Source organism: Kitasatospora sp. NPDC057940 (genome assembly GCF_042887425.1).
Classification (GTDB): domain Bacteria; phylum Actinomycetota; class Actinomycetes; order Streptomycetales; family Streptomycetaceae; genus Kitasatospora.
In genome coordinates this window covers 45,272-67,193 of record NZ_JBHVPH010000024.1, presented here as the reverse complement: position 1 = coordinate 67,193, position 21,922 = coordinate 45,272, and the positions used below count along the sequence as shown (strand labels likewise).

Sequence of the window (21,922 nt, the reverse complement as noted above, 5' to 3'; positions counted from 1 at the left end):
CTGCGCGGCGGCCGGCGCGGATCGGCCGGGGCGCCCGGGCGGGACGACGGGCCCGGCCGGTCAGCGGGAGTGGGCGGCGAGGCTGAGCAGCAGGTGGGCGGATTCGGGGTGGTGGAAGTCGGAGTGGGCGCCCGCCGGGTTGAGGCGGGTGGCCAGGCCGCCGCGGTAGACCCGGGCGGCGTCGATGTTGACGATCGGGTGGTCCAACTCGGCGTGCGGGTAGGGGGAGGCGGTCGGGCGCAGCCGGGTGCTGAACTGGGGGACGGGGGCGGTGCCGGTGCCGGAGTGGCCGATGCCCGGGCGGCCCTCGGCGCGCAGGTGCCAGAAGCCGGTGGCGCGGTCCCAGCGGGAGTGGGTGAGCACCAGCGGGCCGCGCAGCGGGGCGCCGGGCCGGCCGGGGCCGAGGAACAGCCGGGGGAAGAGGTGGGTGAAGGCGTCGCGGGGCGCGGCCATCTGGAAGATCAGCGCGCTGTCGACGGTGAACGGCCGGGTGGGGTCGCCGGGCCGGCTCCAGCCCAGCACCGGTGGCCCGGCGGGCCGGTCGGCCGCGTACTGGACGGCCTCGCAGAGGAAGCGGCCGCCGAAGGAGTGGCCGACCAGGTGCAGGTACTGGCCGTTGCGGTTGGCCAGGACGCGGGGCGCGGCCGGGTCGCCGCGGTCGGCGTCCAGGTAGCCGAGCAGGTGGCCCAGGACGCGCCCGGCCTGCCCCTGGGCGCTCATGGCGTGCGCCCGGGCCCGGATCCGGCGGTAGCCGGCCGGCGACGGCAGGCTGGAGGACGGCCAGCGCACCACCACGCACCACGGGCGGAACCCCTTGGCCAGCCCGGGGTAGGCGGTCGGTGCGGACCGGTGCAGGGCGGCGGCCTCGGTGAGCAGGGCGGCGGCCGAGCGGTCGGCGGCGGCGGGGCTGGTCTGCCAGCCGTGGACGTAGACGTAGACGTCGGTCGCCCGCGGGGGGATGCGCAGGTGCCGGGCGAGGTGTTGGGCGATCCGGGCCTCGGGCACCGGCGTGCGGGTGCCGGGGACGAGCAGCCGGCCCTCCTCGTCCAGGTCGACGGTGGCGGTGGCGGTGGCGATGGGCGTGGGCGCCGTCACGGGGTCAGCTCCAGGATGCTGTCGAGGCCGCAGTGCAGGGAGTAGGTGAGCGCCAGCGGGTTGCGGTACTCGCGGGCGAACCGCCGGACCAGCTGCTGGGTGATCTCGCCCGCCGTGAACTCCCCGGTCAGGTAGAGGTCGAGGAAGGCGAAGGCGTACTCGGCGGCGAAGACCTGCGGGATCTCGATCTGCGGGCCGAGCACGCCGTTGGCGCCGAGGTCGACCAGCGCCCGGCCGAGGTGCTCCAGTTCGGCGGCCGTGGACTGCCCGGTGTGGCAGGCGTTCAGCAGCACGAACGGCCGGAACATGGCGTCCGGCGCCTCGGCGTGCCGGCGGCGGTGGCGGCGCACCAGGTCGGCGTCGATCTGGCGGTCGTCGGAGAGCCGGACGGCGAGCTGCTCGTACGGGGAGTCGCTCGCGACGAACTGGCCGTGGCACCAGAAGTACATGACGTCCTCGTCCAGCACGGCGGAGGACAGCGCCTTGAGCAGCGGCTCGGACTCGGTGCGCACGGTCAGCTGGGAGCGGTCCTCCAGCAGTTTGCGGACCTCGGGGGCCCGGCCGACGTCGGTGAGCTGGTCGTCGGTGTTGAGGCTGGTGACGGGCCTGGTGCGGGCCGGGTACGGCGGCTGGATCGGCGGGTAGCCGGCGCCGGTCTGCTCGACCTGGTGGCGGTGGCCGAGGAAGTCCGCCCACGGGTCGGTGTGGCCGCCGTCGACGGCGAGCATCGGCCAGGGCAGGTGGAGGTCGGAGTCGAAGCTGATCCGCAGTGAGCCGTGCTCGGTGAGCGTCCGGGTGAGGTACTCGCGGAAGACGGTGAGCTCGCGCTCCGGACCGTCGAGCATCACCTCCAGGAAGTACCGTCCCTCCTCGGCCAGTTCGGCGACCTGACGCTCGGCGACGCCGGCCAGCCGGTTGAAGTCGACGGCCTGGGCGAAGGGGTAGCCGCCGATCGGCTCGGGGTCGTACTGGACCAGGCGGTCGCGCCAGATGGTCCGCAGCCGGGAGGCCCGGGCGAGCAGGGCGGGGGCGGACACCTTCAGCTCCGCGCGGTGGGGGCGGGACCGGGGCGTGCGCTCGCCGGGCCGGAAGGCGGAGACGAACAGGTCGTCGCGGTGGCGGCGCAGCGAGACCACGAGGTCCAGCGGGGCCGGCTCCTTGGCCTGCGGGGCGTCCGGAGCCTGTTGCCGGGGGAGCCGGGTGAAGTCGGCGGAGGGGTTCTGGCGGATCTCGACGAGGAGGTCCCGGGCCACGCGATTACTCCTCGTCCTGGGCGATGTCGGTGGTGTCGGCGGTGTCGGCGGTGTCGGCGATACGGGCGGCGGGGCCGGGCGGGACGTCGACGACGGCGGACAGGTCCTGGAGCACGGCGCCGTGCCCCCGGTCGTAGACGGTGATCCGGACGGTGTGCGGCCCCGGCACGGACGGGGTCAGCGCGAAGCGGACGGGCTCCCCGGCGGGGCTGTAGTCGGCGACGGGCGGTTCGAGCACGGCGTCCGAGGCGGCGACGGCCACCAGGCGCAGGCCCGGCAGCTCGCCGGGGTCGGTCTGCGGCACCTCGGGTTCCAGCCGCAGTTCCAGGTGCACGGTGGCCCGCACCGCCGGCTCGTCGAGCAGGGTGAGCCGGGGCCGCCAGGCCGTCCTGCCCGGCGCGGGCGCCGGGGGCCGGTGCCGTGACCCGCGCGAGCGCCGGACCAGCGCGGCCGGCTCGGACGGCTCCGGCCCCGGCTCCGCGCGGACGGGGGCGGACGGCAGCGACTCCGGCCCGCCGCCGTCGAGCGGGGCCGGCGGCTGCGCCGCGCCGTCGTCGAGTCGGGCCAGGGCCGTCCGGCTCTCCACCGCCAGCGGATGGCCGGGGCCCATCAGGGTCCGGCGCGCGGTGTGGACGGCCGTCAGCAGGCCCTGGGCGGCGTCCCGGCGCCCGCTCGCGGCGAGCGCGGCGGCCAGGCCGACGGCCAGGGTGGGGAACACCGGGAGCAGCCCGGGGCGCAGGGTACCGAGGCTGACGGCGACGTCGTCGGCGTGCCGGTGTCCGGTCAGCAGTGCCCCGGCCGGGAGCCGGTCGGCGACGATGCCCTCGTACACCCGCACCGCCCCGAGGGCGTCGCCGGCCCGCAGCCGTGCGTGGGCGAGGCTCTGGCGGATGCTCAGGGTGAGGGTGTTGCGCGGGCCGTGGCTCGCGGCGCACTCCTCGGCGAGTTCCTCCAGCCGGACGACGGCGCGCAGCGGTCGCGGGCCGCAGGCCAGCAGCAGGGCGTGGGCCTCGCGGGCGCTGAGGGTGGCGTCGTCGGTGCTGCCGAGGGCGTCGTCCGCGCGGGCGGCGAGGGTGGCGGCCAGGCGCACCGCCGCGTCGTGCTCCCCGTTGAGGTGGCGGGCGACGGCGAGGACGCACCCGGACCGGACGAGGCCGGGCAGGGCGGGGCCGGCCGGTCGGGTCCAGTCCGCCGTCAGGGGCGACAGCTCGGCGATCGCGCCCTCGTGGTCCCCGGCGAGCACCAGGGCCTGGGCGAGGCCGTACCGCACGGCGTGGGCGAGGAGGTGTTCCGGGCCGAGGGCCGATTCGGCGGCGGCCAGCGCCTCCCGGTAGCAGGCGGCGCCCTCCGCGTACCGGCCGGCCTCGACGAGGTTGAGCGCGATGCTGTCCCGGTCGTCGATGGCGTCGAGAGCGTCGAGGGAGCCGGGGTGTTCGGCACCGAGGAACCGGGTGCGGTCGGCCAGCAGGGCGCGGTAGAGCGCGTCGGCGCGGTCGTGCTCCCAGCGGCGGCGGTGGGCGTGGGCGAGGTCGGCACAGGCATCGAGGGTGTCGGGGTGGCCCTGGCCGTGGACGCGCTCGTGGTCGGCGAGCAGCATCAGCCGTTCGACGATCTCCTGCCGCTGCCGGCCTGCCCGGGCGTGGACGGAGGCCAGGCCGGAGCGCTCGCCGAGGGTGTCCGGGTGGTCCGGGCCCTGGACCCGGGTCCGGTGCGCGATCAGCTCGGTGAACAGCGCTGCGGCGCGGTCGAGTTCGCCGGTGGCGAGGACGGCTTCGGCGAGTTGGGAGAGCTGGTGGAGGGCGTCCGGGTGGTCGGGGCCGTGGATGCGCGCACGGTCGGCGGCCAGCGCCTCCCGTTCGGCCTCGGCCTGGTGCAGGAGGCCCGCGAGCCGACGGTCCTGGGCGAGGCTGCCGCGACAGGCGAGGGTGTCGGGGTGGTCCGGGCCCTGGAGCCGGATCCGGTCCCGCAGCAGGGCCTCGTCGAGTTCCGTCGCGGGGCGGTGGTCGCCGCCCGACCGGTACGTCCAGGCCAGCAGGAACCGGGCGCCGAGGGCGTCGGGGTGGTCGGGCCCGAGCACCCGCCCGGTGTCGGCGACCAGGGGCACGGCCAGGTCGAGCGCGCGTCGGAGGTCGTAGCCCGCACGGTAGGAGGAGGCCTGCCACCAGCGGGCGTTGAGGGTGTCGGGGTGGTCGGCGCCGAGCACCCGGGCCCGGTCGGCGGCGACGGCGCCGAAGGCCTCGGCCGCGCGGCGCTGGTCGTCCGCGTCGCGGTGGGCGGCGGCCTGCCACCACCGGGTGGTGAGCGTGTCGGGGTGGTCCGGTCCGAGCGCCCGCTCCTGGTCGGCCAGCAGCGCCGTGTACAGCTCGGCGGCGGCGGGGTGGTCGCCCGCCGCCACCACCGACCGCGCGAGGCCGAGCCGCGCGTCGAGGGTGTCGGGGTGGTCTGGTCCGAGCGCCCGCTCGTAGTCGGCGACCAGGGCCCGGAACAGGTCCACCGAGCGGTCGTGCGCGGCCGCCTCGCGGCAGGTCCGGGCCAGGCCGAGCCGGGTGTCCAGGGTGGTGGGGTGGTCGGCGCCCAGGACCCGGGCCAGGTCCGCGGCCAGTGCCTCGTACAGCTCCAGGGCGCGGTCGAGTTCGCCGGCCTCGCGGTGGCTCGCCGCCTGCGAGCGCCGGGTGCCGAGGGTCTCGGGGTGGTCCGGGCCCTGGAGCCGGGTGCGGTCGGCCACCAGCGCGGAGTGCAGCTCCGCGGCGCGGCGGTGGTCGCCCGCCTCGGCGTGCGCCCAGGCCAGGGATCCGCGGGCGTCCAGGGCCAGCGGGTGGTCGGCGCCGTGGAGCCGGGTGCGGTCGGCCGCCAGGGCCTCGTAGCGGGCGACGGCGCGGCGGTGGTCGTTCGCGGCGGAGGTGGCCCAGGCCAGTCCGGCGCGCGTGGCCAGGGTCTCGGAGTGGTCGGCACCGCGGATCCGGGTGTCGTCGGCCACCAGCGCGTCGAAGAGTTCCACCGCGCGGCGGTGGTCGCCGGCCCGCTGGTGGCCGTTCGCCTGCCACCAGCGGGCGGTGAGGGTCTGGGGGTGGTCGGCGCCCAGGATCCGGCCGCGATCGGCCGCCAGCGCGTCGTACAGTTCCACCGCGCGGCGGTGCTCGCCGGCCTGCTGGCAGTCGTGTGCCAGCCACCAGCGGGCGTTGAGGGTGTCCGGGTGGTCGGGGCCCTGGAGCCGGGCCCGGTCCGCGACGAGCTCCTGGTGGAGCTCCAGCGCCCGGCGGTGCCGGCCGGCGGCGGTGAGCGCCTGCGCCAGCGCCAGACGGGCGCCCAGGGTGTCGGGGTGTTCCGCTCCGTGGACGCGGGCGTGGTCGGCCACCAGGGCTTCGGACAGCGTGACGGCCCGCCGGTGGTCGCCCGCCTCCCGGCAGCTGTCGGCGTGCCACCAGCGGGTGTTGAGGGTGTCCGGGTGGTCGGGGCCCTGGAGCCGGGCGCGGTCGGCCGCCAGCGCTTCGTACAGCTGCGCCGCGATCCGGTGCTCCCCGGCGTCCCCGTGCGCGGAGGCGAGCCACCACCGGGTGCTGAGGGTGCGGGGGTGCTCCTCGCCGTACAGCCGGACGCAGTCGGCGACCAGGTCCGCGTACAGCTCCACGGCGCGCGGGTGGTTGCCGCTCTCGTCGTGGGTCCGCGCCAGCTGGAGGCGGGCGCCGAGGGTGGCGGGATGCCCGGCGCCGAGCACCAGGGTCAGGTCGGCCAGCACCCGTTCGCGCTCGGCGAGCGCCTCCCGGATCCGGCCCGCGCTCTGGAGGGCGTAGGCCAGGCCGGTGCGGGCGTTGAGGGTCTGCGGGTGGTCGGGGCCGTGGACCCGGTCGTAGTCGGCCACCAGCCGTTCGCGCAGCTCCACGGCCAGCGGGTGGTGCTCCGCCGCGCCGTGCAGCCAGGCCTGCCAGCCGCGGGTGTGGAGGACGGCGGGGTGGTCGGCGCCGAGCACCCGCAGCCGGTCGGCGACGAGTCGGTCGCACAGCTCCGCCGCGTGTCGGTGGTCGCCGGCGTCGCCGAAGGCCCGGGCCAGGCTCAGCCGGGCCTCGAAGGTCTCGTGGTGGTCGGGGCCGTGGACCCGCTCGCGGTCGGCGAGGAGCTGCCGGCTTGCGGCGAGCGCCGCGCGGGGGCGACCGGCCAGCAGCAGGGTGCGGGTGAGGTTGGACCGTTCGTCCAGGGTGTCCGGGTGGTCCGGGCCCTGGACGCGGGCGCGGTGGGCCACCAGGCCTTCGAACTCTTCCAGTTCACGGCCGGTCAGGCCCGCGACGCGCAGCGCGTAGGCGAGGTCGCTGCGCTCCTCCAGCGTGCCGGGGTGGTCCGCCCCCTGGACGCGGGCGCGGTCGCGGACCAGCGCCCGGTGTTCGTCCACCGCCGCCCGGAGTTGGCCCGCCTCGCGGTGGGCGTGGGCGAGACCGCTGCGCGCGTCCAGGGTGTGGGGGTGGTCGGGGCCGAGGACGCGGGTGTAGTCGCCGACCAGATCGGTGAACCGGGTGACCGCCGAGGCCGGGTGCCCGGCCTCGCAGTGGGCCGTCGCCAACCGGCCGCGTGCGAAGAGGGTCTGCGGATGGTCCGGCCCCTGCACCCGGACGTGGTCGGCGACCAGCGCCTCGTACCCGGCGACCGCGGCCCGGTGGTCTCCCGCGACGACGTGGGCGGCCGCGAGCCAGCCGCGGCTGGTGAGGGTGTCGGGGTGGTCGGCGCCGAGCACCCGGGCCCGGTCGGCCACCGCCTGCTCGTACAGGGTGATGGCCAACCGGTGCTGACCGGCGGTGAGTTGGGCGTATGCGAGCCCGTTGCGGTGGGCCAGGATGTCCGGGTGGTCGGGGTCCTCCAGGACGCGGCCGGCGTCGGCCAGCAGCCGTTCGAACTCCGCCACCGCCGCCTGGTGCTGACCGGCCACCTGGAGGGCGTAGGCCAGGCCCGCCCGGCTGGTGAGGGTCTCCCGGCTGTCGGCGCCGAGCACCCGCGCCCGGTCGGCCACCACCGCGCGGAACTCCTCGACGGCGCACCGGTGTTCACCCGCCTTGCGGTAGGCGTGGGCCAGGGTGCTGCGGTCGGCGAGGGTGGCCGGGTGGTCGTGGCCCTGGAGGCGGGTGCGGTCGGCCACCACCGCCCGGCAGAGCGCGACGGCGAGGGCCGGGTCGCCGGCCCGGGTGTGGAGCTCGGCGAGCCGCCCCCGGGTGGCCAGGGTGTCGGGGTGGTCGGAGCCCAGCAGGCGGGTCTGGCCGTCGGCCATCGCGGTGACCAGCGGGATGGCGAACACCCGCTGGGCCCGGTGGGTCAGCTCGCCGGCGGCCAGCCGGTACAGCGCGACGGTCTGCGGGGTGGGGTGCTCGGACGGGCCGCCGGCGGCCAGCTCGCGGATGTGCGGCAGCAGCGCCCGGCGCAGCCGGGGCCCGGCGGTCGGCCAGAGCCGGGCTGCGGCCTCGGCGAGCTGCTGTTCGGCGCGCCGGCGCAGCCGGCGGGCGCCGTCGGAACGGCGCAGCACGCCCTGGAGCAGGCGGTGCACGGTGACGGTGTCGCCGAGGGTGATCAGGTTGTAGTCGGCGAGCAGCCGCAGCGCGGAGTCGACCTCGGCCGGGCGGCGCGCGCCGAAGGGCGTCAGGACTTCGCGCGGCAGCGCCTCGGGGGCGTACCAGGCGAGCGTGCGCAGCAGCTCGACGGCGAACGGGGTGGTGGCCTGGACGGTGCGCAGGGTGGTGTGCCAGAGCCGGGAGACGGTGGCCACCGCGCCGGAGCCAGTACCGGAATCGGAGCCAGTACCGGAATCGGAGCCGGAGCCGGAGTCGGCGTCGGGGCCGGTCGGGCTGCCGGTGCGCAGCAGCTCGCGGTAGGCGGCGAAGGTCGTGCCGGTCTGCTGCACGTAGGCGCCGGCCTGGGCGAGGGCGAGCGGGAGGTGGCCGAGCTCGTCGGCCAGGGCGAGCACCTCGGCCTGTTCGGCCCGCGCCCCGGGGTGAGCGGCCCCGCAGAGCAGCCGGGTGGCCTCGGGGGCGTCGAGGACGTCGATCCGCACCGGGCGGATGCCGGGGTGCCAGCCGCCGGCGCGGCGGCTGGTGACCAGCTGGTGGCCGCGGCCGAGCAGCCGGCCGAGGTAGGGGGTGAGGTGGACCGGGTCCTCGGCGTTGTCGTAGACGAGCAGCCAGCGGTCGTGGGCGCGCAGCCAGGCGAGCGCCCACTCGACCTGCTGGCCGGGCGGGGCGGTGAGGGCCCAGGTGGGGTGGAGGTGGACGGCGAGGTCGGCGAAGGCCTCGGCGAGCTGCTCCTCGGACTCGGCGGTGATCCACCAGATCAGCCGGTAGTGCGCGGCCTCGGCGTAGGCGTAGTGCAGCGCGACGGTGGTCTTGCCGACCCCGCCGAGACCGTGCAGCGTGGTGGCCTGGGTGACCAGCCCGCTGCCGTCGCCGTCCGACAGCGCCTCGGCGATCGCCCGCAACGCGCCGTCGCGGCCGACGAGTCGGTCCGCGGCGCGGGGCGGCAGATTGGGCGCGGGGGCGCTCGCCTCGACGGTCAGCGCGGCCCGCGCCGCCTCGGGCGGCAGCACGGCCGCCCGCTGCTCGGCGTGCGGGTTCCCGGCGGTGGCGGGCGAGGCCGGGCGGCGGCGCTGGTCGAAGGCCTCGTGGTCGGGCAGGCCGCCCTCGGGCCGGACATGCGTCGTCCTGGACATCAACACTTCGGCGCCCTCACCCCCACGTACGGTTCCGCCCGCCCACCGTAGTCGCGGGCGGGCGCCGTGTCACCGGATCCCGCCGGCCGCCCGGAGCCGGGCGCGCGCCCCTGTCGGTACCGGACGGTAGCGTACCCGGATGATCTTGCACACCGTTCCCACCTGGCAGGTCACCGAGACGGGCGGCCTGGAGACGTCCTGGATCGAGCTCGGTGCCGCCGCCCTGCACGCCCGCGGCCGGGTCGCCGCCGCGCGGCCCGCGCCGTACTGGCTGACGTACGAACTGGAGACCGGCGAGGGCTTCGTCACCCGGCGGATGAGGGTCCGGGCCGAGAGCGCCGACGGCGTCCGCGAGCTGGAACTGCGTCAGGACGGCGGCCGCTGGAGCGTCGACGGCATGGAACGGCCCGACCTGGCCGGCGCGCTGGACTGCGACCTCGGGCTCTCCCCGGTGACCAACACCCCGCCGGTGCTGCGCCACGGCCTCCACCGGGGCCCGGGCGAGCGGCACTTCCTGATGGCCTGGATCCGGGTGCCCGACCTGACGGTGCACCCCTCCCGCCAGACCTACACCCACCTCGGCCTGGACGGCGGGCGGGCCACCGTCCGCTACGCCTCCGGGGACTTCCGCAGCGACCTCGTGCTGGACCGGGACGGCCTGGTCCTCGACTACCCCGGGCTGGCCGGCCGGATCGTCTGACGGACGGACGGACGGACCGACGGGCGGACGGGCGGGCGTCAGTCCGCCAGCCCCAGCGGGTCCGGGGCGGTGTCGAGCAGTTCCGGACCGTTGGCGCGGACGCTGTTGACGGTGGGGGAGACGGCCCGCACCCGCAGGGCGCCGTCGGCGGGGCGGCGCAGCAGGTGGTGGAGCTCGTCGGAGTCCGTGAGGTCGGGGGCGAGCCAGGCGGACAGGTCGGCGGGGGCGATGGTGAGCGGCATCCGATCGTGGACGCGCCCGGCGCTGTCGGTGGCGTCGGTGGTGATGATGGTGGCGGTGGCGAGCCAGGCCGCCGGGTCGTCCTCGGGCCGGGTGCGGTCGCGCCAGAACTCGTACAGGCCGGCCATCAGCATGACCGAGCCGGTGCTGAGGAAGTACGGCTGCTTGTACTTCTTCCGGTCGGCGGCGGCGGGGACCTCGCGCCACTCGAAGTAGCCGTCGGCGGGGATGACGCAGCGCCGGGTGGTGAAGGCCTTGCGGAAGGCGGGCTTGAGGTGGACGGTCTCCGAGCGGGCGTTGATCATGCGGGCGCCGCCGGAGGGGTCCTTGGACCAGGACGGCACCAGGCCCCAGCGCAGCGGGCGCAGCTGCCGCAGCAGCTCGCCGCTCTCCCGGTCGAGGCGTTCCAGGACGGCGGGCACCGGGTCGGTGGGCGCCACGTTCCAGCTGGGGGCGAACGACTCGGCCGGATCCCAGCGCAGTTCCCCGAGCAGGGCGACGAGGTCCTGGGGCGTGGTGGTGGAGACGAAACGACCGCACATGCTCCCCACCCTGCCACCAGCGGCCGACAACGCGCGGTCAGTGCGCGGTCAGTAGGCGGGGTGGCGGCCCGGGGTGTGGCCGAAGGTGCGGCGGAAGACATCGATGAAGGCGCTCGCGGAGGACCAGCCACAGCGGTGCGCGACCGTGGTGACGGGCAGGCCCTCGGCGAGCAGCACCAGCGCGTGGTGCAGCCGCAGCTGGGTGCGCCACTGCGGGAAGGTCATGCCGAGGTCGGCGCGGAAGAGCCGGGAGAGCGTGCGGTCGCTGGCGCCGACCGCCCGGCCCAGTTCGGTGAGGGTGCGCTGGTCGGCCGGATCGGCGCGGAGCCGGTCGCAGACCGCGCGCAGCAGCGGTGTGGCGGGGGCGGGCAGGTGCAGCGGCTGCTGCGGGGAGGCGCGCAGCTGGTCGAGCAGGACGGCGCGCAGCCGGGCCCGTTCGGGGCTGTCGTCCTCGGGGGTGCGGGTGTAGGCGACGATCAGTTCGCGCAGCAGCGGCCCGACGGCGAGCACGGTCGGCCGGTCCAGGCCGAGCGGGTTCTCGGTGGCGGGCAGCCCGACCAGGTGGAGGTCCAGTTCGCCGTGGGCCTGGTGGGCGTGCACGGTGCCGGCCGGGACCCAGATGGCCCGGGTGCCGGGGGCGACCCAGGAGCCGGCGTCGGTGGTGATGGCGAGCACGCCGCTGGCCGCGTAGGCGATCTGGTGGTCGTCGTGGCGGTGGGCGTCGATCCCGGCGCCGGAGGCCAGCAGCAGGACGCGGGTCGGGGCGACGGGGTCGTGGCGGATGTTCGGCATCACCTGGCAGATTATCGGAAGCCCGACAGGTGTCGCTGCGCCGAGCATGTCGGCATGCCGAAGACAACGCGCGACAACCTGCCGATCGCTACGTCAACCACGCCCACCACGCCCACCGCGTCGAGTACGCCTGACAGTCCGAAGAGCACACCCGGCAAGCGGGACTCCTCGATCACCCTGCTGTCCCTCGGACACGCCTGCGTGGACGTCTACCAGGGCGCGGTGGCCGCCCTGGTCCCGTTCTTCGTGGCCGAGCGCGGCTACGGCTACGCCGCCGTCTCGGGCGTGGTGCTCGCCGCCTCCCTGCTCTCCTCGGTGGCGCAGCCGCTGTTCGGCGCGATCACCGACCGCCACCCGCTGCCCTGGCTGCTGCCGGTCAGCACGCTGGTGGGCGGTGTGGGCATCGCGCTCAGCGGGGTGAGCGGCTCGTACCCGCTGACCCTGGCCTTCGTGGCGCTGTCCGGGGTCGGGGTGGCCGCGTACCACCCGGAGTCCGCCCGGGTCGCCCGGCTGGCCGCGCGGGACGGCCACCGGGGGATGGCCTGGTTCTCGCTGGGCGGCAACCTGGGCTTCGCGGCGGCCCCGCTGCTGGTGTCCGTGGTGGTCTCGGGCGGCGGCCTGCGGCTGACCCCGCTGCTGGTGCTGCCGGCGATCGCGGGCGCCGTCCTGTGCCTGCCGGTGCTGCGCGAGCTGGAGCGCCGGCGGGCGGCCGGGACGGCTCCGGCGCCGGTGGCCGGGGCCGACGACCGGGCCTCGTTCGTGCGGTTGTCGCTGGCCGTGGTGTTCCGCTCGATCGCCTTCACCGGCCTGAGCACCTTCCTCGCGCTGTTCGCCACCCAGCGGGTCGGCGGCGGTACGGCGGCGGGCACCGCGGCGCTGGTGGTGCTGTACGCGGGCGGCGCGGTGGGTTCGGTGCTGGGCGGCGCGCTGGCGGACCGCTGGGGCCGGGTCGCGGTGGCGCGCTGGTCGTACCTGGTGGCGGCGGTGGCCGTGGCGGGCGTGGTGCTGGTGCCGGGCCCGGCGCTGTACGTCTTCGTGGCGCTGACCTCGGCGGGCCTGTACGTGCCGTTCTCGTTGCAGGTCACGCTGGGGCAGGACTACCTGCCCTCGCGGATCGGCACCGCCAGCGGGATCACGCTGGGCCTGACCGTCAGCATCGGCGGCCTGGCGAGCCCGGTGATCGGCGGCCTCGCCGACGCGACCTCGCTGCGCACCGCCCTGCTGCCGCTGGTGCTGATGCCGGTGCTGAGCTGGCTGCTGTTCCGCACCCTGCCGGAGCCCGTCGCGCCTGCTGCGGCGGCCGTGACGGAGGCGACCGAGCCGGGTCCGGCGGCTACGCGGTGACGGCCGCGACGACCTCGGCGTAGGCGTCGAACAGCCGGGGCGTGCCCGGCCCGTGGTCGGCGAGCAGCAGCGCCCAGCAGCGGGCGACGAGTTCGCGGGCCGCGGTGCCGGGCCAGGGCTGGGGCAGGAGCTCCGGCGGCAGCAGCGGGTCGGGCTCCACGGCCTCGGTGAAGGCGGCGGCCAACTCCAGGGCGACGGTGAGCAGTTCGGGGCCGGTGAGGCCCTTCTCCAGCCGGGCCAGGCGGTCGGCCGCGACCTCGGCGAGCCGTTGGTGGCCCTCGGCGACCTGCTCCAGCGGCCACCAGCGCCGGGCGAGCGCGCGGGGGTCGTCGGTCTCGCCGGTGCGCAGGTCGCGGCTGGTGAGGAGGGTGAGGTGGTCGCGCACGTCCAGGGCGGCGGCCTCGGCGAGGACGTCCTCCTCCCAGGGGTGCGGCGAGACGTAGAGGCCGTTCTGCACCGGGGCGCCGCCGAGCCGGAGGATCGCCTCGCGCAGCGCGTCGCGGGCGGGCCGGGCGTGCTCGGGGACGGCGAATCCCGCGAGGTGCCAGACGCCGTCCCAGGGGGCCCGGCCGCGGTCCTGGGCGTACATCAGCGCCACGTACCCGACGTCGGGGTCGATCGAGCGCCGGGTCTCGGCGGTGGCCCGCAGCAGGGCCCGGCGGCCGCGCCCCTCCTGGACGAACCGCCCGTCGCCGGTGAGGCGCTTGACGGTCAGCCGGACCTGCTGGTCGGTCATCCCGAGCAGGCCGGCCACGGTGTACAGGTCGCCGCAGTCGACCGTGCCGTCCGTACGGACCATCGCCTCGACCAGCACCCGGGTCGGAATCTCCACCATGGCGACCATCCTAATGCGTTCAGATCTGATACGTTCGTTTTAAGAACGATAGATTGGTGGATCGAAGATGCGCAGGCGATGGTTGCTGTGGGGATCACTGCTGTCCGTGGTGGTGCTCCTCCTCGGCGCGGGCGGCTGGGTGGTGTACCAGAACGAGTACGACCTCAAGGAGGAACGCGTCACCATCACCGGCGGCAAGCAGCCGCTGCACGGCGTCCTCGCCCGCCCGACCGGCGGCCGCACCCCCGCCGGCCTGGTCGTCTTCGTCCACGGGGACGGCCCCACCAACGCCACCCACGACACCTTCTACCGGCCGATCTGGGAGGCCATCGCCAAGGCCGGCTACGCCTCCCTCTCCTGGGACAAGCCCGGCGTCGACGGCGCCCCCGGCAACTGGCTCGACCAGAGCATCCAGGACCGCGCCGACGAGACCGTCGCCGCGATCGACTGGGCAAAGCGGCAGCCCGGCATCGACCCCGCCCGGATCGGCCTCTGGGGCGCCAGCCAGGCCGGCTGGGTGATGCCCAAGGCCGCCCGACAGTCCCCGGACGTCAGGTTCGTGATCGCCGTCGCCCCCGCCCTCAACTGGCTCCAGCAGGGCCGCTACAACCTGCTCGCCGAGCTGAGGAAGAAGCACGCCACCCCGGCCGAGACCGAGGCCGCCATCGCGCGCAGCGACCGGACCCTCGCCGCCCTCCGGGCCGGCCGGACCTTCGAGCAGTACCGGGACGGCGGCGGCGACGTCGACGGCCTCACCCCGCAGCGCTGGGACTTCAACCGCCGCAACCACACCTCCGACGCCACCGACGACCTCGCCGCCCTCCGAGTGCCGGTCCTGCTCCTCCTCGGCGGGCGCGACATCAACGTCGACAGCGACGACACCGAGGCCGGCTACCGCAGGATCCTCACCACGCCCGGCCAGCTCCGGGTCAAGCGCTACCCGGACGCCACGCACAACATCGTCCCCGAATCCGTCGAGGACTCCGAACTGCAGAGCACCCTCCTCGCGATCGCCGCACCCCGCTCGCTGTTCAGCCCCGGCTACCTCGACGAGCACCGCAGCTTCCTGACCTCGCTGGCTTCCTGACCTCGCTCGGGCAGCGCTGACGGACCAGCCGCACAGCCGGTGGACACGGACCGGCGGAAGGAGAAACGACGATGAGAGTGCTCGCCCTCGGCGGAGCGGGAGCGATGGGCCGCGTCGCCGCCCGGGTCGCCGCCCGACTGCCCGGCGTCCACGAACTCGTGATCGCCGACCGAGACCCGGACGCCGCCCGCCGCACCGCCGCCGCCCTCGCCGGCGGCCCGGTACCGGTCCGGGCCCGCCAGGTCGACGTCACCGACGGGGCGCAACTGCACGCCGCCCTCGCGGAAGCCGACGCCGTCCTCAACACCGTCGGCCCGTACTACCGCTTCGGCCTCGGCGTCCTGCGCGCGGCGATCCGCACCGGCACCCACTACCTGGACATCTGCGACGACTGGGAACCCACCGTCGCCATGCTGGAACTCGACGGCGAGGCCCGCGCCGCCGGCGTCCGCGCCGTGATCGGCCTGGGCGCCAGCCCCGGCGTCAGCAACCTGCTCGCCGCCCGGGCCGCCGCCCGCCTCGACACCCTGACCGACATCTACACCGCCTGGCCCGTCGACGCGGGCGCCGAACCCGACGACACCTCCCTGCTCGGACCGGACGGCGCCCCGCTGGCGGCCGCCGTGCACTGGATGCAGCAGATCAGCGGCACGGTCGCGGTGGTCGACGGCGGCCGGATCGTCCAGCGGCCCCCGCTGCGGCCGGTCGCCCTCGACCTGCCCGGCGGGCACCGCGGCACCGCGTACACCGTCGGCCACCCCGAACCGGTCACCCTGCACCGCAGCCTGCGGCCCGGCGGCGCGGCCGCCAACCTCATGGTCGTCACCGCCCGGACGGCCGCCTACCTGGACGTCCTGCGGGACGACCTCGACGCCGGGCGCCTGTGCAACGAGACCGCCGCCGTCGACCTCGACCGCCCCACGCTGCGCCGCACCCTGCGGGCCGCCGCCCGCGCGGCCCGCTTCCCAGGCCCCGGCAGCCTTCCCGGCTTCTTCGCCGCCGCCACCGGCCGCCGCGACGGCCGACCGGTCACCGTCCTCGCCCGGCTCACCGGGGCCGAGGCCCTGCTCGGCGACATGGCCGAGAGCACCGGCGTGCCGGCGGCCCTCGGCCTCGCCCAGCTCCTGGACGGCGGCGTCCGCGCCCCGGGCGTCCACCCGCCCGAGGCGGCGATCGACGCCGAGCGCTTCTTCGCCGACCTGGCGCGCCACTGGCCGGGCGTCGGCGTCGTGGTGGAGGAGGAGCGCCCGGGGTCGTGATCAGGCCGACGCGGTCAGGAGAAGCGATCAGGACACGACGCCCCAGCCCTGTCCGGGGGCGGCGCCGTCGGCCGCGTCCGTGGTCACGGTCGAACCCGCCGTGCCGGTACGGGCGTTGAGGATCAGGCCGGTGGCGACGTTGGTGATGGTGAGCGTGCCGGTGGCGCCGTCCTGGGTGACCCGCCACTCCTGCCAGCGGTTTCCGGGCGAGTAGTCGAGCAGGTAGGCGCTGTTGCCGGGGTCGGTGCCGGCGGCGAGCACGGTGTGCGCGTGGGTGGCGGTGGCGCAGTTGTCGGCGATCCGCACGGTGCCGTCCGGGTTGCTGGTGAAGGTCCACTGCTCGGAGGTGTGCGTGGGCCACCAGGTGTTGACGTCGGCGACGGCGCCGAGCGGCGAGCTGCAGGTCCCCGCCACTTCGAGGACCAGCCCGCCGCTGCCGCCGGCGCCGATCGCGTGGTAGCGACCGTCGTCGACCACCGCGGCCGGCCCGGTGGCCGGCCGGGCGCTGAGCCGGTACAGCGCCACGCCGTGCGGGGCCACCGAGGCGCCGAGCGTGCCCGTGACGGTCGAACTCGCGCCCGTCCACAGCTCCTTGGCGGTGTAGCCAGGCCCGGTGAGGCCGAGTTCGCCGAGGCTGGTGCTCACCGTGCGGCTCGCGGCCGGGTCCTGGTTGACGAGCAGCACGGCGGTGTCGCCGTTCGCCAGCCGCCGCTGGAGGACGACCGGCGCGGTGGCGTTCGCGGGCTTGGCGCCGACCAGGGTGGCGGGCTTGGCCAGGGCGTCCTGGTCGATCGCTATGACGTCGCGGTTCTTCAGGACCGCCAGGCTCGCGGCGTCGATCCCGGTGGACCAGGTGTGGCCGTCCGCGCTGTGCTGGGACTGCGCGGCGGTGCGCAGGTCGGCGCCGGAGACCAGCGGGGCGGCGAGCATCGCGAGGACGGAGGTCTCGGTGCGGGACTCGTCGTCGGTGAACGGCTTGTGGCAGGTGCAGGTGTCGGTGGTGCCCCAGGCGCCGTAGACGTCCTGCCAGCCGGTGAACATCATGTCGAGGTCGTTCCAGCTGCCCGGGCGCACGTTGCCGGGGTACTGCAGCGCGGTCTGCAACTGCCCGTTCCAGAGCACCCCGTCGAGCTCGCTGTCGCGGTCGCCGCCGATCCGGCAGAGGTTGGCGACCTGGCCGCACCAGACGCCGGTCGGCGCGTAGCCGGGCGCCTGGAACGGCGCGGTGCCGGCGGCCTGCACCACCGGGTCGGTGCGCGCCGGGTCGTCGGCCGCGAGCAGGTACGGGACGCCGGTGTGGGCGGGCTGGGCGGAGACGCTGAGGGTGACCTTGGGCCGGCCCTGCGCGGCGGAGGCGGCGTCGAGGGCGTGCTGGAAGGTCTGGACGCGGGCGTAGATCGAGCGGGTGAGCTCCTTCCCCTCGCCCTGGGTGTAGTAGTTGTGGCCGTCCGGGCCGGTGATCTGCGGGCCGTAGGGGCAGTCGTCGTACTTGACGTAGTCGACGCCCCAGGAGACGAAGTCGCTCGCGTCGGTGCTCTCGTGGCCGAGGCTGCCGGGGTGCATCTGGCAGGTGAGGTAGGTGTCGGTGGCGTAGAGGCCGAACTTCATGCCCTTGCCGTGCGCGTACTGGGCGAGGTACTCGATGCCGTTGACGGTCCGCCCGTTGACGGTCTGCGCGGGGAAGTGGTCCGGGCGGGGGAGGAGGTGGCCGGAGGTGGGGTCGTTGCCGGTGCCGTCGGTGCCGCTGACGGGGTTCCCGGCGGCGTCCTGGAGCTGGAGGCCGCCGTCGGCGTTGCGGACCAGGTCGGTGGTCTGGCCGTCGCGGTGCCAGAGCGACCAGCCGTCGTCGATGGTGACGGTGTCGTAGCCCGCCGCCACCAGGCCGTTGGCGGCCATGAAGTCGATGGTCTGGACGACCTGCTCCTCGGTGACCTCGGTGCCGAGGGAGTTCCAGGAGTTCCACCCCATGGGCGGGGTGAGGGCGTTGCCGTTGCCCAGGGCGGCGGCGGGGGCGGCCGTGCCGAGGGTGAGGGCGCCGAGGCCGGTGGCGGCGAGGGCCAGCGCGAGCACGGGTGCCGCGAGGCGGTGGGGGATGTGGCGCATGCGCGCTCCTGAGGATGTGGGGGAGGTGACGGTTCGTCAGATGGATCGGGGTGTGCGGCCGACCGGTTGGGGGTCGGTCGGCCGGAAGGGTTGGGCGGTGGGGGTCAGTCCGTGACGGCGGCGCTCGCGGTGCGCCCGGGGGCGACGGTGACGGTGGCGTAGGTGTAGGTCACGCCGTCGACGGTCCTGGTGCGGGTGGGCCGGGCCTTGCCGTCGACGGTGATCCCGCCGTGCGGGCCGGCGAAGCGGGCCTCCCAGGTGAGCGGCGCGCGGCCGGTGTTGGTGACGGTGCTGCTGCGGTGGCCGTCGTGCCGGACGGTGACCGAGCCCGCGCCGACCGGGATGTCGGCGACCTCCAGCCAGCCCATCGAGGCGGGCAGCCGGGAGGCCGTCACGAGGGTGTGCGCGGCGGCGTCGGGCTCGACGCCGAGCAGGCCCTGCACGGTCTGGCTGAGCAGCGTGAACGGGACCTCGGGGTAGTCGCCGTTGAGCAGCCGCCCGGTGGCGTGGAGCCGGCCGACGCCCTGGTAGATCTGCCGCATCCACTTCCAGGCGGTGTCGCCGTCCTGGTTGGCGAAGAAGGCGTCGGGCAGGTAGGTGTAGGCCTCCAGGTTGGTCGAGCGCTGCGGGCCGGAGTCGGCGGCGTCGATGGCGGCGAGGAGGGCGTCGCGGCGCGGGCCGGGGTCGAGCAGCTGCTTGACCGGCATCAGCACGCTGGACTCGTAGCCCCAGCCGGTCACCGGCTTGCCGGTGGTGTCGTAGCCGTGCACGACCTCGCCGGGCTGCTGCCGGTCCACGCTCCAGGTGGTGTTGACGTAGTCGCGCAGCGCGGTGGCGGCCTGCCGGTAGCCGGTGGCGGCGGCGGTGTCGCCCTTGGCGGCGGCCAGGGTCGCGGCGGCGAGGTACGCCTGGTACTGGGCGCCGATCGCGTCGCCGGCCTCGGCGTAGGTGCTGGTGGCGTTCTCGGCGTAGCTCGCGGTGCCGGCGAAGATGCTGCGGCTGGTGGCCTGGGGGATGGGGAGGCCGCCGTTGTCGACCGGGCCGGGGTGCTGGGCGATGAAGGGACCGAGGGTGTTGCGGACGTAGCCGCTCAGCGCGGGGTCGTCGGCGTAGTCGCGGTCCCCCGTCCACCGGTAGGCCTCGCCGGCCTTCTCGACCAGCTCGAACGGCGCGGGCAGCTCGCGCACGAAGCGGTCGGGGCTCCGGTAGTCGATGCTGCCGTACGTCCTGGCGTCGAAGTTGAGGGCCCAGACCGGGTAGAGCTTGTTGGTCTCGGTGGCGGAGGCGGCGAAGCCGCGCAGCATGGTCTTGTTCTCGGCGTCCAGGCCGAGCAGGTGGGCGCCGACCAGCTGGTGGGCGAAGTCGCGGCTGTAGAAGTCGGAGCGGAACGGGTAGCCGGCCCAGTAGGTGGTGTCGTAGGTGGTGGTGCCGGTGCCGCCGGGGTTGTTCTCGTCCTGGTTGAGCACGCCGGTGGTGCCGGCCTGCTGCACCCAGCTGTTGGCCTTGGTCTTGGCCCAGTCGAACAGGGCGACGACTTCGGGGTCCGAGGAGCTGATCCTCGGGTCGCCGGGGGCGGACGGGGCGACGGAGGCGTCGTCCGCGTTGATCCAGCCGGTGGGGGAGGAGTCGATGCCGAGGGTGAGCCGGTCGCCGGCCGCGACGTGCACCCGGGGCAGGGTGTACTTCGCGTAGACGGGCTGCTCGGGCAGGGTCAGCGAGCGGACCACGGTGCCGTTGACGCTGACCGAGAAGGTGCCGCCGGCGCCGCCGGTGGCGATCCAGGCGGACAGGTCGTAGCTGCCGGCGGTGACGGCGGTGACCTGCTGGGCGATCCGGTGGCCGGAGCCGGCGTCGAGGTAGGCGAGGCGGGTGCCGCCGTGCGGGTTGTTGGTGGCGACGCCGGTGTGCTCGGTGAACGTCCAGCCGTCCGTGCCCTGTTCGAAGCCGGGGTCGGTGAGGGTGAGCGGTTCGCTGCGGGTGAGGGTCCAGCGGTGGGCGGGCCGGGCGTCGCAACGGCGGCGGTCGGCGGCGCTGCTCTGCTCGCGGTCCGCAGTGTTGTTCTGCTCGCGCCCGGCAACGTCGTTCTGCTCGTGGTCGCCTGCCGTGGTGAGGCAGGCGCCGTGTGCGGTCAGGGTGTGACTGCCGCCCGGTGCCGGGGAGATGGCGAAGGTCTCGGCGGCGGGGTCGGTGCCGCAGTCGGCCGTGCCGGGGCGCCGCCCGGTGCCGTCGAGGGTCAGGCAGCGTCCGCTCGCGGCGTTGACCAGCCGGTAGCCGTCGGTGGTGCGGTGCAGCTGCCAGCGTTGGCTGAGCAGCCCCTGGCAGGCCGTGCCGACGACGGGCGTGCCGGCCGCCGGCTGCGCGTACTGCGGGCCGAGGCAGCCGCCGTCCAGGACGGAGCCGAGGACGTAGCCGCCGCCGTCGACCAGCGGGGCCGCGCCGTCGGCTCGGGCCGGTCCCGCGCCGACGGCCTGGACGGCGAGGACGGCCAGGACCGCCAAGCCCGAGGGCAGGGCGCGGACCGGTCGGCGGCGCGGGGCGCGGGTGGGGGGCATCATCGGGGCTCTCCTGTCGGACGGGTGGCGGTGCGTCAGGGGGCGGGGCAGCGTGCGTCGACAGGGGTTTGAACGTTCAAATTCCCGGGGCGGCGCTGGGTGACATGTGCAATGTCACATGCTCATCCGAGTCGCGTCAACGGTCGGCGCACGGTCGGCTGCCGCCCTCCGGACCCGCCTTCCGGGTTCGCGCGCCCGGGGCTGGGGCCGCCCGGGGTCAGCGCAGGGCGGTGACCAGCATCAGCGCGGCCACGCCGAGCAGGGCGAACGCGAAGGCCCGTTGCAGGGCGCGCCCGCTGAGCCGGTCGGCGAGCCGCTTGCCGTCCCAGGCGCCGAGGATCGCGGCCCCGGTGAAGGGTGCGGCCACGGCCCAGTCGATGGCGCCGGTCGCGCCGAGGCGGGGCAGCAGCGCGGCCAGCGCGTTGGCGGTGATCACCAGCAGGCTGGTGCCCACCGCCTCGGCCATGGTGAAGGCGAGCACCGAGACCAGCGCGGGGACGGCGAGGAACCCGCCCCCGACACCCAGCAGCCCGGTGACGGCGCCGAGCCCGGCACCGGTCGCAGCCGAGCGGCCCCACCCGGCGGCGGAACGTTCCTGCGCGGCGGCCTTCGGCGGCACCAGCATCCGCCAGGCGGCCAGCCCGGCCAGCACCGCGAACGCGCCGGTCAGCAGCGCCCCGGGCAGGTGCGCCGAGAGCGCCCCGGCGGCCGTGGCGGTGGGCAGCCCGGCGGCGGCGAACAGCGCGCCGGTGCGCCAGCGGACCCGGCCCGCCCGGGCGTGCGCGAGCAGGCCGGTCAGCGAGGTCGCGGCGACGATCACCAGGGCGGCCGTGGTGGCCAGGGCCGGGCTGAAGCCGAGCAGGTAGACCAGTGCGGGGACGGCGAGCATGCTGCCGCCCCCGCCGAGGCCGCCGAGGGCGAGGCCGACCACGGCCCCGGCGGCCAGCGCCAGGAGCAGCGCGGTCATATCGCGTCCCCGGCGTCCCCGGCGCCGCTGGAGCTCCCGGGGCTGCCGATGTCGCCGGTGCCGCCGCCGGTGCCGCCGCCCGGCGTGGTGACCGGCAGTCCGGCCCGCGCCCAGGCGGACATGCCGCCGACGACGTTCAGCACCTCGACGCCGCGCTCGGCGAGCAGCTGCGCCGCCCGCGCGGAGCGGTTGCCCGAGTGGCAGATCGCCAGGACGAGCCGTCCACCCGCCTCGGGCGGCAGCGGTTCGCGGGCGGCCAGGGCGATCAGCGGCAGGTGGAGGGCGCCGGGGGCGTGGCCGGCCGTGAACTCGCCGCGCTCCCGGACGTCGAGCAGGACGGCTGCGCCGGTGCGGACGAGCCGGTGGGCCTGGGCGGGGGTGGTCTGCCCGGGGTCGGGCGGCAGCGGGGGCATGCGGTTCTCCGATGGTGTGGTGCGGGCCGGGCGGGCGCCCCGGGAGGCGCGGGCGCCTCCT

General features: G+C 76.0%; 14 protein-coding genes. 4 read left to right on the top strand and 10 right to left on the bottom strand.

The genetic code is table 11. From position 1 onward, the window contains the following. Positions 1-60: 60 nt before the first annotated feature. The 3 genes from ACFVTF_RS29185 to ACFVTF_RS29175 are packed head-to-tail and all read right to left on the bottom strand — an operon-like array spanning position 61 to position 9,027. Positions 61-1,095 (bottom strand): hypothetical protein, encoded by a 1,035-nt coding sequence (locus tag ACFVTF_RS29185; protein WP_387817376.1) that lies wholly within the window; start codon positions 1,093-1,095, stop codon positions 61-63. Next, entirely contained in the window at positions 1,092-2,348 is a 1,257-nt protein-coding gene (locus ACFVTF_RS29180; protein WP_371515448.1) for a CHAT domain-containing protein, read from the bottom strand. The genes ACFVTF_RS29185 and ACFVTF_RS29180 overlap by 4 nt, the downstream gene beginning before the upstream one ends. Before the next feature lie 4 nt (positions 2,349-2,352). Further along, complete coding sequence (locus ACFVTF_RS29175; protein WP_387817375.1) at positions 2,353-9,027, bottom strand: tetratricopeptide repeat protein; 6,675 nt, start codon at positions 9,025-9,027, stop codon at positions 2,353-2,355. Positions 9,028-9,166: 139 nt separating this feature from the next. Here ACFVTF_RS29175 and ACFVTF_RS29170 point away from each other — a divergent pair, with 139 nt between their 5' ends. Then, a complete protein-coding gene (locus tag ACFVTF_RS29170; RefSeq protein WP_387817374.1) occupies positions 9,167-9,727 on the top strand; it encodes a putative glycolipid-binding domain-containing protein in 561 nt (186 codons plus the stop codon). 38 nt (positions 9,728-9,765) lie between these two features. Here ACFVTF_RS29170 and ACFVTF_RS29165 read toward each other — a convergent pair whose 3' ends face one another. After that, positions 9,766-10,509, bottom strand: coding sequence for an SOS response-associated peptidase (locus tag ACFVTF_RS29165; protein ID WP_387817373.1), 744 nt, complete (start codon positions 10,507-10,509; stop codon positions 9,766-9,768). A 48-nt stretch (positions 10,510-10,557) separates the two neighbouring features. Next, positions 10,558-11,301 (bottom strand): helix-turn-helix transcriptional regulator, encoded by a 744-nt coding sequence (locus ACFVTF_RS29160; protein WP_371522517.1) that lies wholly within the window; start codon positions 11,299-11,301, stop codon positions 10,558-10,560. 54 nt (positions 11,302-11,355) lie between these two features. Here ACFVTF_RS29160 and ACFVTF_RS29155 point away from each other — a divergent pair, with 54 nt between their 5' ends. Next, positions 11,356-12,645: an MFS transporter gene (locus ACFVTF_RS29155; RefSeq protein WP_387817372.1), complete on the top strand. Its 1,290-nt coding sequence runs from the start codon at positions 11,356-11,358 to the stop codon at positions 12,643-12,645. Here the strand turns inward: ACFVTF_RS29155 and ACFVTF_RS29150 are convergent. Next, positions 12,635-13,480 (bottom strand): PaaX family transcriptional regulator C-terminal domain-containing protein, encoded by an 846-nt coding sequence (locus tag ACFVTF_RS29150; protein WP_387817371.1) that lies wholly within the window; start codon positions 13,478-13,480, stop codon positions 12,635-12,637. The genes ACFVTF_RS29155 and ACFVTF_RS29150 overlap by 11 nt on opposite strands. A gap of 67 nt (positions 13,481-13,547) precedes the next feature. On the opposite strand from ACFVTF_RS29150, the gene ACFVTF_RS29145 reads away from it, so the two are divergent. Together ACFVTF_RS29145 and ACFVTF_RS29140 are read left to right on the top strand one after the other, a co-directional pair. Beyond that, on the top strand, positions 13,548-14,567 hold the full coding sequence (locus tag ACFVTF_RS29145; RefSeq protein ID WP_387817370.1) for an alpha/beta hydrolase family protein: 1,020 nt from the start codon (positions 13,548-13,550) through the stop codon (positions 14,565-14,567). Between the two features lie 71 nt (positions 14,568-14,638). Next, positions 14,639-15,826: a saccharopine dehydrogenase family protein gene (locus tag ACFVTF_RS29140; RefSeq protein WP_387817369.1), complete on the top strand. Its 1,188-nt coding sequence runs from the start codon at positions 14,639-14,641 to the stop codon at positions 15,824-15,826. Positions 15,827-15,853: 27 nt separating this feature from the next. Here the strand turns inward: ACFVTF_RS29140 and ACFVTF_RS29135 are convergent, their stop codons facing one another. The 4 genes from ACFVTF_RS29135 to ACFVTF_RS29120 form a co-directional block, all read right to left on the bottom strand. Then, entirely contained in the window at positions 15,854-17,929 is a 2,076-nt protein-coding gene (locus ACFVTF_RS29135; RefSeq protein ID WP_387817368.1) for an RICIN domain-containing protein, read from the bottom strand. A gap of 104 nt (positions 17,930-18,033) precedes the next feature. After that, positions 18,034-20,484, bottom strand: a complete 2,451-nt coding sequence (locus ACFVTF_RS29130; protein WP_387817367.1) for an RICIN domain-containing protein — start codon at positions 20,482-20,484, stop codon at positions 18,034-18,036. 214 nt (positions 20,485-20,698) lie between these two features. Then, on the bottom strand, positions 20,699-21,448 hold the full coding sequence (locus ACFVTF_RS29125; RefSeq protein ID WP_387817366.1) for a sulfite exporter TauE/SafE family protein: 750 nt from the start codon (positions 21,446-21,448) through the stop codon (positions 20,699-20,701). Beyond that, entirely contained in the window at positions 21,445-21,861 is a 417-nt protein-coding gene (locus ACFVTF_RS29120; protein ID WP_387817365.1) for a rhodanese-like domain-containing protein, read from the bottom strand. Before ACFVTF_RS29120 ends, ACFVTF_RS29125 begins: the two co-directional genes overlap by 4 nt. Positions 21,862-21,922 lie beyond the last annotated feature (61 nt).

Bases quoted from the DNA above. Each gene is read 5' to 3' on its own strand.
- ACFVTF_RS29175 (WP_387817375.1), bottom strand. From the start codon at position 9,027: ATGTCCAGGACGACGCATGTCCGGCCCGAGGGCGGCCTGCCCGACCAC.
- ACFVTF_RS29170 (WP_387817374.1), top strand. From the start codon at position 9,167: ATGATCTTGCACACCGTTCCCACCTGGCAGGTCACCGAGACGGGCGGC.
- ACFVTF_RS29165 (WP_387817373.1), bottom strand. From the start codon at position 10,509: ATGTGCGGTCGTTTCGTCTCCACCACCACGCCCCAGGACCTCGTCGCC.
- ACFVTF_RS29160 (WP_371522517.1), bottom strand. From the start codon at position 11,301: ATGCCGAACATCCGCCACGACCCCGTCGCCCCGACCCGCGTCCTGCTG.
- ACFVTF_RS29155 (WP_387817372.1), top strand. From the start codon at position 11,356: ATGCCGAAGACAACGCGCGACAACCTGCCGATCGCTACGTCAACCACG.
- ACFVTF_RS29150 (WP_387817371.1), bottom strand. From the start codon at position 13,480: ATGGTGGAGATTCCGACCCGGGTGCTGGTCGAGGCGATGGTCCGTACG.
- ACFVTF_RS29145 (WP_387817370.1), top strand. From the start codon at position 13,548: ATGCGCAGGCGATGGTTGCTGTGGGGATCACTGCTGTCCGTGGTGGTG.
- ACFVTF_RS29140 (WP_387817369.1), top strand. From the start codon at position 14,639: ATGAGAGTGCTCGCCCTCGGCGGAGCGGGAGCGATGGGCCGCGTCGCC.
- ACFVTF_RS29135 (WP_387817368.1), bottom strand. From the start codon at position 17,929: ATGCGCCACATCCCCCACCGCCTCGCGGCACCCGTGCTCGCGCTGGCC.
- ACFVTF_RS29130 (WP_387817367.1), bottom strand. From the start codon at position 20,484: ATGATGCCCCCCACCCGCGCCCCGCGCCGCCGACCGGTCCGCGCCCTG.
- ACFVTF_RS29125 (WP_387817366.1), bottom strand. From the start codon at position 21,448: ATGACCGCGCTGCTCCTGGCGCTGGCCGCCGGGGCCGTGGTCGGCCTC.
- ACFVTF_RS29120 (WP_387817365.1), bottom strand. From the start codon at position 21,861: ATGCCCCCGCTGCCGCCCGACCCCGGGCAGACCACCCCCGCCCAGGCC.